This window comes from Streptomyces daghestanicus (genome assembly GCF_020521275.1).
Classification (GTDB): Bacteria; Actinomycetota; Actinomycetes; order Streptomycetales; family Streptomycetaceae; genus Streptomyces; species Streptomyces griseoviridis.
The window spans coordinates 521,391-536,329 of record NZ_BNDX01000010.1 but is presented as its reverse complement, the minus strand read 5'-3'; the positions used below and the strand labels follow the sequence as shown (position 1 = coordinate 536,329).

Below are 14,939 nucleotides of genomic sequence, written 5' to 3'. Positions count from 1 at the left end.
CGGGCGGTCGCCTGCGGCAGGGTTTCCCTGTCCTGGCCGGGAAGGGGCGCGACCCGGCCCTACGGCAAGGTCTCCGCGTCCACCCGGGAAAAGACCAGTTCCGTCTCCCCCACGAGCGGCCCGCGCCACCGCACCGGCGCGGCCGGACCGTCGCGGAGCGCCCGCAGGATGTCGGCCGGGGCGTAGCCGCCCGCCATCCGGTACGCGTGGAAACCGGCCTCGGCGAAGGTGCCCAGCAGCTCCTCCACGGAGTCCCCGAGCCGGGCCATGCGCTCCGGCGTCACCTCGACGCAGATCTCCGCGTCCGGCCGCAGCGCGCCGAGCAGCGGGGCCAGTCCGCGCACGACGCTTCCCTCGGCGCCCTCCACGTCGATCTTGATGACGCGCGCGGTGGCGACCTCGGCCGGGGTCAGGACCTCCGTCAGCGGCACGGCTTCGGCCACGAAGACCGACTCGGCCGGACCGTCGTACGGGACGATGCTGTTGGCGCCCATGTTGTGCGAACTGGCCAGTACGAACGTGACCTCGCGGGGCCGGTCGGCCACCGCCGTGTTCACCGCGCGGACGTGGGCGCAGCCGTTCAGCCGGAGCTGCCGCAGCAGGTGCCCGTGGAAGACGGGCGAGGCCTCCACGGCCACCACCCGGCCGGCGCTGCCGACGAGCCGGGCCGCGAGCACGCTGAAGACGCCGATGTTGGCTCCGACGTCGACGAATCCGTCCCCCGGCCGCAGCCGGCGCCGGAGCCAGCCCGTCATGTGCGGTTCCCAGACGCCGAAGAGATAGAGGTACCGCTGGATCAGGTCCGTGGTGTCCACCGCGAACCGGGCTCCGGACCGGTCCTCGACGACCCGCCGGCGCGGATGGTCGCGCAGGTAGGGGTTGAGGAGACGGCCGGCCAGCGCCGTCTTGCCGAGGGAGCCCGGGGCGTCGCGCACATACCGGCGCCCGAGGGTCACCAGCGTCTCCGTGATGCCACCGTTCATCCGCCGCATCGACCCCATCGGCCCTGTCAGTCCCATAGGCTCCGCCTCTCGTCCTCACCGGACGCCCGTTGTTTCACGTGAAACAGGCCACCGGCCACGGTGTCATCCCCGCCTCACCCCGTCGGCACACCGGCCGGTGACCGGCCATCACACCCGCCCGTTTCGGCCATCGCCTCCCTCACGCCCCGTCAGCCCCGTAAGATCCCCCGGTCGGCTGCGGGGCCAGGGCTACGGCGGGGAGCGGGACGTGGGGGCGGGGGAGCAGTTCGTGACCGTGGGCGCCGTGCTGCTCGGCGCGGTCACCACGCACGCGGCCAACTATCTGCTGGAGCGATCCAGGACCCGCAACCAGCTCCTCACCCGCTGGGACGACAAGAAGATCGACGCCTACAGCGAGTACGTCGACGCGGTGAAGATGCGCATCGCCGCCTCCGCCCGGCTCTACGAGGTCCGGGAGGGCCTGCGCGAGGACCACCGGCCCGAGGTCGATCTCCGCGAGGAGGTGGCCGAGGTCAGCCGCCGCTGGGGCTCGGCCTTCGAACGCGTGATGCTGCTGGGCGGCGACGACGCCATCGAGGCCGGCCATGAACTCAACACCGTGGTGTCGGAGATCGTCTGGCAGGCCACCGGCCAGATCACCGGCACCCTCCCGGAATGGCGCGAACGGCACCGCACCGCCTTCCGGAGGATCAACGTCTTCCACGAGGCGGCCCGCGCCGACCTCGGCATCCAGGGCAGCGTCACCGGCGAGAAGCATCCGGAGCGGGACCTCCTGCTGCCGCCGTCCCGGCAGCCGTCCCCCGGCCAGTGAACGCCACGGCCACGCCGCACCGTCCGGTACCGGTCCCTCCCCTCGTGCGGACCGGTACCGAACAGTGCGAACGGAATCACCCCGTCCCGTCGAGCGGGCCGGGGAATACGGGCGGGTTCACGGGTCCTGTGATCCTGGCACCGATCCCTCCCGCGGAGGAGGTCCCGGTGCTCGAACGCTCCCGTCGCCGCAGGTCAGACGTATAGAGTGAGTTTTCCGGTCCGGACGTACCGAAGGCGGGGGAGGTAAGGGGTGGGACCTTGAGCGCCGACTCGGGGACACGGACGGCCTTCGCCGAACGCCTCGCGCTGCTGTACACGGAAGCCGGCAATCCGCCCCTCAAGCGGGTCTCCGAGGCGGTCGACCGACTGCGCCGGGTCGACGAGCGCGGACGGCCCGTACGGGTGTCCGCGCAGCGGATCAGCGACTGGCGGCGGGCGCGGAACGTGCCGGCGCAGTTCACCGCCCTCGCCGCGGTCCTGCACGTACTGATCCCCGCGGCCCGGCGGGCCCGGCCGGTCCCCGTCTCCCCGGGCCTGTACGACCTGGCCCAGTGGCAGCGCCTGTGGGAGCAGGCACTGGCCGATCCGGTCGGGGAGCGCGCCGAGGCGGCGGACGGTACGGGGGAGCCGCGTCCCGCCGACCTCGCGGACACCGCCGTCGTCTGCCCCTACCGGGGGCTGGCCGCCTACCGGCCGCAGGACGCCCGGTGGTTCTTCGGCCGGGAGCGCAGCCGGGACGACCTCATCGCCCAGATCCGCGCGGCGGAGCGGACGGGTGGCATCGTGGCTCTCGTCGGCGCGTCGGGAGCGGGCAAGTCCTCCCTGCTGAACGCCGGTCTGGTGCCCGCCGTCCAGGCCGGCGAGGCGGGCCTCGGACCCTCCCGGAAGGTGCTCCACCTCGTACCGGGGAGCACGCCCCTCAAGGAACTGGCCCGCCGTCTCCCCGACCTCGCGGAGGTCCTCACCGGCCCCGAGGACCCGGCGGAGCCCCCGCCGGCGGCGGACACCCCCGGCTTCGCCCGCGCCGTCAGGGAGGCGGTCGCGGCCTGGGCGGAGGCGGACGGGGAACCGTCCCCGGCCCGCCCCCTGATCATCGTCGACCAGTTCGAGGAGACCTTCGCCCTCTGCTCCGACGAGACCGAGCGGCGCGCCTTCCTCCAGGCCCTGCACGCGATGTGCGCCCGCGGCGCCTCGGGCGAACCGCCCGCCGCCTGCGTCCTCATCGGTGTCCGCGCGGACTTCTACGAGCAGTGCCTCGGCCACCCCGAACTCGCCGACGCCCTCCAGCACCGGCACATGGTCCTCGGCCCGCTGACCACGGCCGAGCTGCGCGAGGCGGTGGCCGGCCCGGCGAAGGCCGTGGGTCTGGAGATCGAACCCGGTCTGGTGGAGCTGATCATCCGCGAGGTGAGCGCAGACGGTCCCCGCGGCGTCCACCACGCCGGCGTCCTGCCGCTGCTCTCGCACGCCCTGCTCGCCACCTGGCAGCGGCGCAAGTCGGGCCGGCTGACGCTGGCCGGGTACCGCGCCGCCGGCGGCATCCAGCAGGCCGTGGCGACGACCGCGGAGCACGCCTGGGCCGGCCTCGACCCGGCCGCCCGCACCGCCGCCCGGCAGCTCCTGCTCCGGCTGGTCCGGCTGAGCGAGGACACCCAGACCACCCGCCGGCGAGGCACACGGCGGCGCCTGGCGGAGGAGTCGAAGGACCCCGGCAAGACCGAGGAGTCCCTCGAAGCGCTGGTCCGGGCCCGGCTGGTGACGCTCGACGCGGACACCGTGGAGATCACCCACGAGGCGCTGCTGCACGCCTGGCCCCGGCTGCGCGGCTGGATCGACGAGGACCGCAGCGGCCATCTGCTGCGCCAGCGCCTGGAGGAGGACAGCCGGGCCTGGGAGAGCGGCGGCCGCGACTCCTCGCTGCTCTACCGGGGATCCCGGCTGGAGCAGGCCCACACCTGGGCGAAGTCGGCCGGAGCGGGCTATCTGACGGCCGGCGCGACCGACTTCCTGGCCGCGTCGGTCCGGCTGCGCCGCCGTACCGTCTGGCTCAGCCGCAGCGCGGTGGCGGCCCTGCTGGTGCTGGCGGTCGTCGCGGCGGTCTCGGCGGTGACCGCCTCCCGGCAGCGGGACGACGCCGTGTTCGCCCAGGTGTCCGCCGAGGCCGACCGCTTCCAGTACACGGACCCGTCCCTCTCCGCCCAGCTCGACCTGGTCGCCCACGCCCTGCGCCCCGACGACGAGAGCACCCGGAACCGGCTGATCTCGATCGTCAACGCGCCCCTGGCGACCCCGCTCACCGGCCACACCGGAGCCGTCTACCTGACCTCCTTCAGCCCGGACGGCCGGCTCCTCGCCACCGCCGCCTACGACCGGACGGTCCGGCTGTGGGACGTGGCCGACCCGTCCCGCCCGAAGCCGCTGGGCAAACCGCTCACCGGCCACCGCAGCTGGGTGAGCACCGCCGTCTTCAGCCCGGACGGCCGTACGCTCGCCAGCGCCTCGGACGACGGCACGATCCGCCTCTGGGACGTCCGGGACCCGAGCCGCCCCCGGCCCCTCGGCACGCCCCTGACCGGCCACGCCGGCACCGTCTACCTGCTCGCCTTCCGCCCGGACGGCCGCACGCTCGCCTCCGTCGGCAACGACCGCACCGTCCGCCTGTGGAACGTGGCCGACCCCGGCCACGCCACGCCGCTCACCACCCTGACCGGCCACACCGACGCCGTACGGTCGGTGGCGTTCAGCCCCGACGGCCGCACCCTCGCGGCGGGCGGCGACGACGAGACGGTCCTGCTCTGGGACACGGCCGACCCGCGCCGCCCGCACCGCACGGGCCCCACCCTCACAGGCCACACCGGCACCGTGCACTCGGTGGCGTTCAGCCCCGACGGCCGCACCCTGGCCAGCGGAAGCGCCGACGACACCATCCGCCTCTGGAACCTCACCGACCCCGAGCGCCCCACCGCCCTCGGCACACCCCTCACCGGCCACACCGGCCCCGTCTGGTCCGTCGCCTTCAACTCCGCCGGCACCATGCTCGCCGCGGGCAGCGCCGACTCCACCGCCACCCTGTGGAACGTCAGCAACCCGGCCTACCCCTCCCAGGTCGGTGAGCCGCTCGCGGGCAGCAGCGGGGAGATGTACGCCATCGGCTTCAGCCCGGACGGCCGCACCCTGGCCACCGGGAGCGGCGACAGCACCGTACGGCTGTGGTCGATCCCGACCTCCGACATGGTCGGCCGGACGGGGGCGTTCCGCCCGGACGGCCGGGTGCTCGCCACCGCGGCCCGCGACGGCCGGGTCCGCCTCTGGGACGTCGCCGACGCCGATCACCCCGCGCCCCTGGCCGCGCCGTTCACGCCCGGGGAGGGCGATGTGCGCTCCCTCGTCTTCTCCCCGGACGGCCGCACCCTGGCCGTGCTCACCGGCAGCAGCGCCGTGCAGCTCTGGGACGTCACGGACACCGCGCACCCCGTCGCCCACGCCCCGCCGGTCAGGCTGCGCACCCGATTCGCCGGCCCCGAGGCGCTCGCCTTCTCCCCGGACGGCCGCACCCTGGCCACCGCCCGGGACGACCGCACCGTCCAGCTCTGGGACGCGACCGACCCCGCCCGCCTGCGCCCCGCAGGCGAGCCGCTCACCGGCCCCACCGGTTACGTCAACGCCCTGGCGTTCGCCCCGGACGGCAGGACCCTCGCCGCGGGCAGCGCCGACGGCAGGATCCGCCTGTGGCCGGTACCCGCCCCCTCCCCGGCCGGCCGCGTCCTCGGCGAGCACATCGGCCCGGTGAACGCCCTCGCCTTCAGCCCGGACGGCCACACCCTGGCCAGCGGCAGCGACGACAGCACCGTCCGTCTCTGGGACGTCGTCCACGGCCCCGCCGGGAAACCGGTCGCCTCCCTCACCGGCCACACCGAGGCGGTGGTGTCCCTGACCTTCAGCCCGGACAGCCACACCCTGGCCAGCGGCGGCAACGACAACACGGTCCGCCTCTGGGACATCACCTCCCCGGCCGACGCCTCCCCCATCGGCCAGTCCCTCTCCCCCAACGCCAAGACCGGCAACTTCCTCGCCTTCAACCCCCGCAGCAGCATGCTCGGCGTCTCCAGCGGCGTCGACACCGTCCGCCTCTGGAGCCTCGACGTCGACCAGGCCGTCCACCGCATCTGCTCCGCCACCCGCAACGTCCTCACCCCCACCCGCTGGCACGAATACCTGCCCCGCCTCTCCTACGACCCTCCGTGCGAGGCGTGAGCCCGGGCGAGGCGGAGCCGGGCATACGAAAGACCCCCAGTCACTGTCGACTGGGGGTCTTCTCGCTGGTGGGGCTAACAGGATTTGAACCTGTGGCCTCATCCTTATCAGGTCGATCACGGGACCCCGTCGCCCCTGGCTCTCACCTGCTCGGCGGCCTTCTGCCGGTCGCCTTGGTGCGCCCCGATCCGGCGGTGTACGCGGCTGTTGGTGTCGTCCACTGGTGTCAGACACCAGCGGGCCGCTTGACAACTACCGCTTGGGCAACTCGGTGACGAACGTCCCGATGCCGGGCTGCATCTGCGCCAACCCCGCTTCCCGGAGCTCCGTGAGCACGCGGCGGGCCGTCATCTGCGCGATGCCGAACTCACCCTGGATCGCGAGGACGCCCGGCAGCTGACTCCCCGGCGGGTACTCGCCATCGGCAATCCGCTGCTCGATGACCGCGTACACCTGCTTCCAGCGGGGGATGTCCGGCTTCCCGTCCATGATCCGAAGCTAGGCAGCACGAGCCTGCTCGGCGAGACGAGATTGCCTGACTAGCCTAGCTACCCTAGCTACCTAGGCGTACGCTGCGTGAACACGCAAGCACCCTGGCGGACACGCGAACGCCTCGGGGGCGCGGACGACTGATGAGGAGTCGATGTGGACGAGGGCAAGCAGGACCAGAACGCCGCGACCAGCCAGAGCGCGGCCACGACGGAACCCACGACCTACGGCTACTGCTCATGGCACCGCGGCTACACCGCCGGCATCCGGGTCATCGAGGTGGTGGAACAGGCTTCGGGGCCGGGGGGTGTGCAGTCGGCTTGTGGGCCGTGCCGGGAGCAGTACGGCTTGGTGCCGTATGCCGACCGACCGTGACCTCAGATTAGACAGCGGCCTGCGGGGCGAAGACACCTACGCCACTAGTGCCATGCAGTTGTACTTGTTGGTTCATCTTCACGCTGACACGTCGACTGCATCATGGTCGCCATGGATGCTGGGATAGCCGCCGTGTTGGGGGCGGGCGTGGGAACGATCGGCATGATCGTGACTGGCTGGACCGCGAGGTCAGCCACCAAGATGCAGATGCGCAATGAGTCAATACGTGAACGCAGGGAACCACGAAGAGCCTCCTACGAGGCTTTCTCGTCGGCTGTTGCGGCGCTCCACGACCATCTAGAGCCCTGGGTGAACTTCGGACGGCTTATCAACCGGGTGAAGCCTTCCGGGGACGAAGCCGCACTCGCCGCCTCCTACCTGAAGCACAGTGAGTTCAAGGATGGCTACGTGGCCCACGCCATTGCACTCGCTGACGAGGTAAGTCGTTTCGGTCGGCATGTTGTCCTGGACGGACCCGCCGAACTCGAACCTCTCGTGAGTAAGGTGACGGAGCTGTCGAGTGGCCTCGTAGTCCCGTTCCGGATCTTGCAGAGCTTCGCTCGCATCTCCGACACGGCTGGTGACTCCACCGTTGCCTATGACACCTCAGCGTTTCCCAAGAAGCTTAAGCAACTGGACCAAAGCGTTCGGGAGTTTCTCCAACATGCGAGTGCGGCGCTGGACAGAGATGTCGTGAGTTGACCGAGCGGTTAGGAGCCTCTTGACCCGGCGGCACCTTGCTGCTTAGGTCGTGAGGCTCCAGTCCGGCAGATCGCGTACGGGCTTCCTGTTTGACCTGCCAGGTCTCTGACCAGGTGTTTAGCCTACTGGTCCACGTGGGTCCCCCGACTAGGCGCCGCGTTGCCCTCTGCATTCGGGCACGCAAGGGGCACATCGCGGTTACTTGGTCAGGGCTACCAGTGCCGCCAGTGCGGTGATCACGCTGGCGGCGGATCCGAGCAGCGCTGCCCAGCTCATGGGATGCCTCCACGGGCTGGCGGGGCGGTTCGCCGGCCGCTCGCTGCGATCAACCCCTGTATATGCATTGCGTGGCAATGCATAGGCCGGTACAGTGACTCCGTCTTCAGATTTAAAGTGGGGGTCGTCCCGGTCGGGCACGGCTACCTCCTTGGTGTCAAGAGATACAAAATCTGAAGTGCCTTGACCGTGCGGCCTCCTGCCAAGAATGGTTCGCGCGGTCTTCGGCGTGTCCTGCAGTAAGTAGCGGGTAGCGTACCGTAGATAAGGCATCCCGTGCTGCTGAGGTGAGCACGCCCTCAGCCCACCACTTACAGCGGCTAACACAATGAGGTGGATCGGTCCAGGATGCCGTGTCCGGCACGGGAGTTGAGCGTTCGGTTCGGTGTGGGGACGTCGCCGTGGATCGTGTCGGATGAACTGTGGGACCTTGTGGAGCCGCTGCTGCCGCAACGTGAGCGCAGGTTCCGGCATCCAGGTCGCAAGCCGTTGCCGGACCGGGACGTGCTGTGCGGGATCTTGTACGTGCTGCACACCGGGATCCAGTGGGAGTACCTGCCCAAGGACCTCGGCTTCGGGTCGGGCATGACGTGCTGGCGCAGGCTGCGGGACTGGAACGAGGCCGGCGTCTGGCAACGGCTGCACGAGATCCTGCTGGCCGAACTGAACGCGGCCGCACGTCTGGACTGGTCCCGCTGCGTGGTCGACTCCTCCCACGTCAGGGCGCTAAAAGGGGGCAGCACACGGGCCCATCGCCGGTCGACCGGGGACGAGCCGGTTCCAAGCATCACTTGATCACCGACGGACACGGCACCCCGCTCGCGGTGCTGCTGACCGGCGGCAACCGCAACGACGTCACCCAGCTCCTGCCCCTGATCGACGCAATCCCGCCGGTCCGCGGCCGGGTCGGCCACCCCCGCCGCAAGCCGAACTCCCTGTTCGCCGACCGGGGCTACGACCACGACATCTACCGAGGCCAGGTCCGCGCCCGCGGCATCGTGCCCGCGATCGCCCGCCGCGGCACCCTGCACGGCACCGGACTGGGCACCTACCGCTGGGTCGTGGAGAGGACATTTGCCTGGCTGCACGGCTTCCGACGTCTGCGGATCCGCTGGGAACGGCGAGCCGACATCCACGAAGCATTCCTCAAACTCGCCTGTTGCTTGATCACCTATCGACAACTTGGCGTGCTGTGCCGGCCGTAGACGACTGACGAGCTGCCCTCGCTTACTACAGCGAGTCCGACTCCAGGAAGGTACGCATCTCGATGGCAAGGCGGCGCATATCTTCTCCAGGAGCATGGATGGTCGTCATTTCGAAACGCCACTCGTCGTCGGGGAGACGGTCGTGTAGCCCCCACGTCAACCGGACGTGCGACCCTGCGTGCTCGGCAGCCAGCGTCAAGTCATCCTCGAGAGAGCGCCAGGTCCTGGTGCCGTTCCATCCTCGGAACGCCTCTGCCAGTTCGGCAAGGAAGACGTCGAGGCCGTCACCGTCCCAGGTCCTCACCATGACCTCGATCCGCGCCGACTCACCGTGAGCTGTCACGAGGAAGTCGCGCATCAGGTCATCACGCTCTTCCGGGAAGGAACGTGTCAGCTGGTGGAAGCGCAGGCTGATCGTTCGATACCGGTCACCTCCGACGCGGACAACCGGGTTGGTCTCGTCTTCCTCGATCACGTGTGCAGCCTACGGGCGCGACACCCAGTGCGACCAGGAGTTTTGTCCCCTCCAACCTGACGCCGGTCTTCAGAGGAAGCCAAGCGCAGCCTTGACTCGGTCATTCCGTTAGGAGCTGTTACCCCAAGCTCCCATCCCGTCCGCCGTCGACCCACACACCGTGGAGCGGGCGTGGTTCAGGGCGTCAAGGTGGAGCGCGCCACTGTACGAACGACCTTGACGCCCTGAACCACGTCCGCTCGGCTCTGCCTGGGTCGGCGGTGGACGGGATGGGAGCTCCCCACGCACGCCATCCACGGGCCCGCAGTCGGCGACGGTGCCCCCTCCATCCCGGTGCCGGCCGATCCCCCGCCGGAGGCATTGCCTTGACCGCACGCCCCTCTGCGCGGTGATCGACTCATGACCACCGGCGTCGTGCACACGTGGGCGCGCGGAGGCGCAGCGCGGGCGGAGCGGGCCGGAGGCAGGAGCGGCGCCCGCGGCGGAGCCGGGAGCGCGCCCGGCGAAGCGGAGCGGAGCCGGGCTTGATGAGGTAGAGAAACTCGTAACAGCTCAGGCGCGAAGCGGTTGCGGGCTCGGCGTCTCGTCGGTAAAGGTCGGCTTCGCTGGCTGGGTAGGACGCTGGGCAAGCCATCCCGAGACACGCGGGCCTCCGTTGACGGCGTTGCCTTCGGAGACGGTCCTGACGTGCTGGAAACCCTGGTCCAGGTAGTACCGCTGCAACCGCGCGTTGGTCGTCCAGGCGTCGAGTCGTAGCCACTTGGCGCCAGCCCGGGACGCCCGGTCTCCCGCCCAGTCCAGCAGCTCGCCCCCGAGGTTCCGCCCCGCATAGTCCCTGGACACCGTCAGTTTGTTGACGAACATCGACGGCTCGGACAGCTCCTCATCCGACCACAACCCCTCCTCGGCCTCCGGGGTCAGCGTGATGGTGGCGGCGGTCTGCTCCCCGTCCCTCAGCATGAAGACGGTGCCTGACTCGATCGTCACCAGCAGCCGGTCAGCGGGGTAGGGCCGACTCCACTGGTCATTGCCGAGTGCGCTGATCCAAGACGCTGCTTCCTTCCGGAAGTCGAGCAACTGTTGGAGGTCGGCAGGAGTGGCGGGCGTGATCTTCACTGGGCCTCGTTCTCGTTCCGGGCGGAGAGGTCGCCGATCTCGTAGTTCATGCGGTTCAGGTCGCCTCGGAACGTGGTGACGGTGCAGCGCACGGGGCGCTCGGCCGTGTATCCGGTGCGGGTCCAGAGCAGAGCGGGCACCCCGGGCCCGATCTCCAAGAGCCGTGCTTCCTCAGGGGTAGGCATCCGGGTTGCGATCTCGTCGGCGTATCCCACCTGCTCGACACCGAGGCCGGCCAGATAGCGGGTGGTCCCTTCCGCGATGTCGCCGGGCTCGGCAAGCCGCGGGGCCTCCTGGAGCAGCCAGTCCGGGTAGTACGTCGCCTGCGTCGACCACGGGACATCGTCCACGAACCGGTGGCAGAACCGCAGTACAGCCCGAGATCCGGCCGGCACCTCCAGCCGCTGCGCGATGTACTCGGTCGTGGTCGTCAGCTCGACCCGGAACGTCTGATGCGGTCGGCGGCCCGCGTTCATCACGTCGGTCGAGTAGGCGTCGCCGTTCTGCGGGAACTGCAAGTTCTCGAAGCGGGACGCGTTCAGCTCGAAGACCTCGTGCTTCCGCACCTCGTAGCCGAGACCCTGGCTGGAGGTGATGAGGCCCTGGCTGACCAGGAGATTCAGGCCGGAGCGGACGGTATTACGAGAGGCCTCGAAGCGGGTTGCCAGCTCTGCTTCCGACGGCAGCCGGGCGCCGGGCCCGTAGGTGCCGTTGTCGATCTCGCGGCGGAGCGCGTCGGCCACCTGCTGATACTTCGGATGCTTGCTCATACCGCCCATCATGACGCACTCGGTCAACTTGTTGGTACATGTTCGCCCGAAGATCTTGACGACTCCCTCTCGGTAGGTCACTCTCTACGCATCAGCTTGTACCAACAAGTTGAGCAAGAGGTCCAATGGGCCTGAGATGACCTGCAAGGGGACAGCTATGCCTTCGTTCAAGATCGACCTTTCGACCGCCGTGGTGTTCGTCGCGACCGCGCCCGAACCGAAGATGGCCAACAAGAAGACCGGGGAGCGGGCCGTGGACAGGGAGACCGGTGCGGGTCTGTCGACGGTGGGTCTACTGGTCTCGGATGAGGGGGAGGGCAACCTCTACCAGGTGACGATCCCGGAGACCGGTTTCCCGGAAGGGGGTCTGGTGCCGGGTACACCGGTCAAGGTGGTCGGGCTGAAGGCGCGGGACTGGGAGAACGAGTTCAACGGCCAGAAGCGGCACGGCATCGCCTTCCGCGCCGTCGCGGTCACCCCGGCGGTCTGACCATGACCGACCTGACGGTGTGGCTGGAGGCCACGGTAGCCGTAGCGGGTGCCGGCACTCTCGGCTACGCGAAGGTCCGCGCCCCGCGCGTGTACTGGTCGCTGGTCGGGATGCCGGTCACCTGGGGCCGGTTCGCCCTTTCCTACCGGTCGACGATGGATGTGTGCGGGCTGACGGTGCAGCCTTCGGGCCTGCGGGCGTTCGTAACCCGCAACGTAGCCCGCCGCGAGGTGCAGCCGGTGCCGCCGAAGATCCGCCGGGTGCGGGGCACCTCGACCGGACTGGTCGTCACCCTGCGGCTTCCGGCCGGTCTGGAGCCCGCCGACCTGATCGCATCCTCCGAGCGGCTGCGGCACGCCTGGGGCGTCCACTCGGTCACCGTGAGGGAGACCAGGCCGGGCTACGTCGAGCTGCGCATGACCGGCTATGACGTGCTGCGCCGGGTGCGGATGCCGCGCAAGGCGGTGCCCCGGGACATGGTGGTGCCGGTGGCTCTGCGGGAGGACGGGACCGCCTTCGAGCGGGACTACCGCAAGGCGCCGATGGCGCTGACGCTGGGCGCGAACCACTCGGGCAAGTCGATGTATCAGCGGAACCTGATCAAGGGTCTGGCTCAGTTGCCGGTGGCCTTGGTCGGCATCGACTGCAAGCGCGGCGTAGAGCAGACCGCGTACGCGTCTCGGCTCTCTGCCCTGGTGACCAGCCCTGATGATGCCGCCGCGCTGCTCGGCGTCCTGGTCGCGGAGATGGAAGACCGCTTCGACCTCCTGAGCCAGCAGGGCGTCTCCGACCTGTGGGATCTGCCCGTCTCGGCCCGGCCGGTGCCGGTCGTGGTCCTGGTGGACGAGGTCGCCGAACTGTTCCTGATCTCGTCCAAGAAGGACGAGGACCGCCGCGAGCAGATCGTGACCGCGTTGATCCGGCTGGCGCAGATGGCTCGCGCGGTCGGCATCTACCTGGAGATTTGCGGGCAGCGTTTCGGCTCGGAGCTGGGCAAGGGCGCCACCATGCTCCGCGCTCAGCTCACCGGGCGGGTGGTGCACCGGGTGAACGACAAGCAGACCGCCGAGATGGGGCTGAACGACGTGGCCCCGGACGCGGTGCCGGTGGCCAGTCTGATTCCGATGGAGCGTCCCGGTACGGCGGTCGCCGCGGATTCGTCGGGCGGCTGGTCGAAGATCCGCACCCCGGACACCTCCCGGGAGGAGGTCGCGGCCGTCTGCCGGGCCTTCGCCCACCTGGTCCCCGATCTTCCCGCGCTCAAGCCGTTCCAGCCCGCCGTGCCCGTCGACCCAGCGGCGCCGGCCGCTGGCCCGTCGCTGGTCAAGCCGCGTCCGGTCAACCCCTGAAGGGAGGTACCCCCATGCCCCGCTCGATCCGCCCGGACGCGGTCCTCGTCCAGGCCGTCATCGCCGGTGCGCTGTCCTTCGCCCACCTGCACGACCTGGCTGAAGCCGCCGGACAGTCCGGCTGGAAAGCCTGGGCCTACCCCATCTCCGTGGATCTGCTGCTGGTCGCCGCCTGGCGACGGCTGCGCACCGTCCGCCGGGACCGCTCGGCCTGGACCTGGTTCGTCATCGCCCTGTTCGCCTCGCTGGGCGCCAACATCGCCACCGCCGGACTCCTCGACCTGACCGCTGTACCCGCGTGGCTGTGCATCCTCGTCGCCGGCTGGCCCGCCCTCGCCTTCCTCGGCGGAACCCTCCTGGTCCACTCGCCCGCCGACCAGCCCGCACCCGAGCAGCCCGCCGCCGACGAACCGGCCGCGCCGCATGTCGCCGTGCAGCGCACCGACGCCCCCGAGCCCGAGCCCGAGCCCGCGCCCGTTCCCGAGCCCGACCCGGTCCCGGAGCTGGCCCCGGCCGCACCTGCCCCTGCCCCTGCGGTGGTTGCCCCGGTCGTGCCGGCCGCTCTCCTCGACCACGCCCGCAAGCTCGCCGACGCGCACCAAGCGTCGACCGGTGAGCCGATGCCCGCCGACGTGCTCTCGGCCCGGCTCGGCCTACCCGCCCCGATGGTCAACGCCATCACCGCACAACTCCAGCTCACCTGATCAGCACAAGGAGGCACGATCGTGCAGAGCTTCAACCGCCCGTCCGACTACATGGACGCGGCCCGCGAGATGGCCGACACCGGCCGCCCGACCCTGGCCCGGCTGCTCGCCGAGGAAGCCGCGGACCTCACCCCGGACCCGGACGGCAAGGCGCGCATCCTCGCCGAGTTCCCCGGCGCCAGCCTCCGCCAGGAGGGCTGACCGCCATGAGCGTCTACCGCCGCTTCCGCAACCGCCTCCGTATCGGCCCGGTCGAGGTCGGCACCTACTACGACGGCCGTGGCCGCGAGATGCACACGGCTGCCTGCACGGCCCCGCGCTGCGGTTTCTCCGCCGACTACCACGACCGTTCCGCCGCCGAACTCGCCGCCCGCACCCACCGCTGCTCGGCCTGACAGGAGATCTCCGTGGACGTTCCGCTCTGGCTTGCCCTGCTCGTCGTCGGCTTCCTCGGCATCAAGCTCATCCGCCCGCCGTGGTGGCTGGTCGCCGTGCTGCTCCTCGGTGGCTACCTCGTCGCGGACAGCATCCTCGGCCCCGCCGTCGACACGGTCGTCAAGTAACCCACGCCTGAAGGGACATCTCTCGTGCTCACTCCGAAGTACCCCCGCCCCGACACCGCACCGGCCGCGACCATCCCGGCCACCGAAGTGCCGGCACCCGCCCCCACCGTCCCGGCCCCTGCCGCGCCCCTCGCCAGTCGCCCGGCCGTGCAGCTCACCCCGGGCAGCGCGCTCGCCCTCGCGGCCGGCGGCGGGGCCGTGGTCCTGGTCGTCGGCGCCGTCCTGGTCTCGATGCTCCTCGCCGTGGCCATCACCGGCGTCTCCGTCGCCCTGGTCGCCGTCGTCCTCCGCCTGCTGCTCAAGGACCTCGCTCAGCAGCGCTGACGGCCCCCGGAGCGGCCTCGGTCGCCAAACTTCCGCCGCTCCGGGCGCCTG

At 70.5% G+C, this 14,939-nt stretch carries 16 protein-coding genes and 1 pseudogene; 12 read left to right on the top strand and 5 right to left on the bottom strand.

The annotated features are described in order from the left end of the window. Window positions 1-59: 59 nt before the first annotated feature. The gene (locus tag Sdagh_RS21470; RefSeq protein ID WP_190076930.1) at window positions 60-983 is read right to left on the bottom strand and encodes an FkbM family methyltransferase; all 924 of its coding nucleotides are present in this window, start codon (window positions 981-983) and stop codon (window positions 60-62) included. A 268-nt stretch (window positions 984-1,251) separates the two neighbouring features. Here Sdagh_RS21470 and Sdagh_RS21465 point away from each other — a divergent pair, with 268 nt between their 5' ends. Continuing rightward, the gene (locus Sdagh_RS21465; protein ID WP_226535495.1) at window positions 1,252-1,794 is read left to right on the top strand and encodes a hypothetical protein; all 543 of its coding nucleotides are present in this window, start codon (window positions 1,252-1,254) and stop codon (window positions 1,792-1,794) included. Between the two features lie 260 nt (window positions 1,795-2,054). Then, window positions 2,055-6,050, top strand: a complete 3,996-nt coding sequence (locus Sdagh_RS21460) for an nSTAND1 domain-containing NTPase (protein ID WP_190076929.1) — start codon at window positions 2,055-2,057, stop codon at window positions 6,048-6,050. Between the two features lie 252 nt (window positions 6,051-6,302). Here Sdagh_RS21460 and Sdagh_RS21455 read toward each other — a convergent pair whose 3' ends face one another. After that, complete coding sequence (locus Sdagh_RS21455) at window positions 6,303-6,539, bottom strand: GntR family transcriptional regulator (protein WP_190076928.1); 237 nt, start codon at window positions 6,537-6,539, stop codon at window positions 6,303-6,305. 156 nt (window positions 6,540-6,695) lie between these two features. Between Sdagh_RS21455 and Sdagh_RS21450 the strand changes: the two genes are divergently transcribed. The 3 genes and pseudogenes from Sdagh_RS21450 (at window position 6,696) to Sdagh_RS21440 (ending at window position 9,097) form a co-directional block, all read left to right on the top strand. Beyond that, on the top strand, window positions 6,696-6,914 hold the full coding sequence (locus Sdagh_RS21450; RefSeq protein WP_189416767.1) for a hypothetical protein: 219 nt from the start codon (window positions 6,696-6,698) through the stop codon (window positions 6,912-6,914). A 111-nt stretch (window positions 6,915-7,025) separates the two neighbouring features. Beyond that, the gene (locus tag Sdagh_RS21445) at window positions 7,026-7,616 is read left to right on the top strand and encodes a hypothetical protein (RefSeq protein ID WP_189416770.1); all 591 of its coding nucleotides are present in this window, start codon (window positions 7,026-7,028) and stop codon (window positions 7,614-7,616) included. A 624-nt stretch (window positions 7,617-8,240) separates the two neighbouring features. Further along, a pseudogene (locus Sdagh_RS21440) lies at window positions 8,241-9,097 on the top strand (IS5 family transposase). 25 nt (window positions 9,098-9,122) lie between these two features. Here Sdagh_RS21440 and Sdagh_RS21435 read toward each other — a convergent pair. From Sdagh_RS21435 to Sdagh_RS21425, 3 genes are all read right to left on the bottom strand, one after another. Further along, window positions 9,123-9,572: a DUF6228 family protein gene (locus tag Sdagh_RS21435; RefSeq protein ID WP_189416775.1), complete on the bottom strand. Its 450-nt coding sequence runs from the start codon at window positions 9,570-9,572 to the stop codon at window positions 9,123-9,125. Window positions 9,573-10,124: 552 nt separating this feature from the next. After that, window positions 10,125-10,688, bottom strand: coding sequence for a GNAT family N-acetyltransferase (locus tag Sdagh_RS21430; protein WP_189416776.1), 564 nt, complete (start codon window positions 10,686-10,688; stop codon window positions 10,125-10,127). Further along, window positions 10,685-11,458 carry a GntR family transcriptional regulator gene (locus Sdagh_RS21425; RefSeq protein ID WP_189416777.1) on the bottom strand — a complete coding sequence of 258 codons (774 nt, stop codon included), beginning with the start codon at window positions 11,456-11,458 and terminating at the stop codon, window positions 10,685-10,687. The genes Sdagh_RS21430 and Sdagh_RS21425 overlap by 4 nt, the downstream gene beginning before the upstream one ends. Window positions 11,459-11,615: 157 nt before the next feature. Here Sdagh_RS21425 and Sdagh_RS21420 point away from each other — a divergent pair, with 157 nt between their 5' ends. The 7 genes from Sdagh_RS21420 to Sdagh_RS21390 are packed head-to-tail and all read left to right on the top strand — an operon-like array spanning window position 11,616 to window position 14,888. Next, window positions 11,616-11,948: an SCO3933 family regulatory protein gene (locus Sdagh_RS21420; RefSeq protein WP_189416778.1), complete on the top strand. Its 333-nt coding sequence runs from the start codon at window positions 11,616-11,618 to the stop codon at window positions 11,946-11,948. A 2-nt stretch (window positions 11,949-11,950) separates the two neighbouring features. Continuing rightward, window positions 11,951-13,297, top strand: a complete 1,347-nt coding sequence (locus tag Sdagh_RS21415) for an FtsK/SpoIIIE domain-containing protein (RefSeq protein WP_190076927.1) — start codon at window positions 11,951-11,953, stop codon at window positions 13,295-13,297. A 14-nt stretch (window positions 13,298-13,311) separates the two neighbouring features. Next, window positions 13,312-14,001, top strand: coding sequence for a DUF2637 domain-containing protein (locus Sdagh_RS21410; protein WP_189416780.1), 690 nt, complete (start codon window positions 13,312-13,314; stop codon window positions 13,999-14,001). Between the two features lie 21 nt (window positions 14,002-14,022). Further along, window positions 14,023-14,202, top strand: a complete 180-nt coding sequence (locus Sdagh_RS21405) for a hypothetical protein (RefSeq protein WP_189417304.1) — start codon at window positions 14,023-14,025, stop codon at window positions 14,200-14,202. A gap of 5 nt (window positions 14,203-14,207) precedes the next feature. After that, window positions 14,208-14,396, top strand: a complete 189-nt coding sequence (locus tag Sdagh_RS21400; protein WP_190076926.1) for a mobile element transfer protein — start codon at window positions 14,208-14,210, stop codon at window positions 14,394-14,396. A gap of 12 nt (window positions 14,397-14,408) precedes the next feature. Further along, entirely contained in the window at window positions 14,409-14,564 is a 156-nt protein-coding gene (locus tag Sdagh_RS21395; RefSeq protein WP_189416785.1) for a hypothetical protein, read from the top strand. Window positions 14,565-14,588: 24 nt separating this feature from the next. Continuing rightward, on the top strand, window positions 14,589-14,888 hold the full coding sequence (locus Sdagh_RS21390; RefSeq protein ID WP_190076925.1) for a SpdD protein: 300 nt from the start codon (window positions 14,589-14,591) through the stop codon (window positions 14,886-14,888). The last annotated feature ends 51 nt before the right edge of the window (window positions 14,889-14,939 follow it).

Excerpts from the sequence above, each read along its gene's own strand:
- Sdagh_RS21470 (WP_190076930.1), bottom strand. The coding sequence starts at position 983 with ATGAACGGTGGCATCACGGAGACGCTGGTGACCCTCGGGCGCCGGTAT.
- Sdagh_RS21455 (WP_190076928.1), bottom strand. The coding sequence starts at position 6,539 with ATGGACGGGAAGCCGGACATCCCCCGCTGGAAGCAGGTGTACGCGGTC.
- Sdagh_RS21445 (WP_189416770.1), top strand. The coding sequence starts at position 7,026 with ATGGATGCTGGGATAGCCGCCGTGTTGGGGGCGGGCGTGGGAACGATC.
- Sdagh_RS21425 (WP_189416777.1), bottom strand. The coding sequence starts at position 11,458 with ATGAGCAAGCATCCGAAGTATCAGCAGGTGGCCGACGCGCTCCGCCGC.
- Sdagh_RS21420 (WP_189416778.1), top strand. The coding sequence starts at position 11,616 with ATGCCTTCGTTCAAGATCGACCTTTCGACCGCCGTGGTGTTCGTCGCG.
- Sdagh_RS21415 (WP_190076927.1), top strand. The coding sequence starts at position 11,951 with ATGACCGACCTGACGGTGTGGCTGGAGGCCACGGTAGCCGTAGCGGGT.
- Sdagh_RS21410 (WP_189416780.1), top strand. The coding sequence starts at position 13,312 with ATGCCCCGCTCGATCCGCCCGGACGCGGTCCTCGTCCAGGCCGTCATC.
- Sdagh_RS21400 (WP_190076926.1), top strand. The coding sequence starts at position 14,208 with ATGAGCGTCTACCGCCGCTTCCGCAACCGCCTCCGTATCGGCCCGGTC.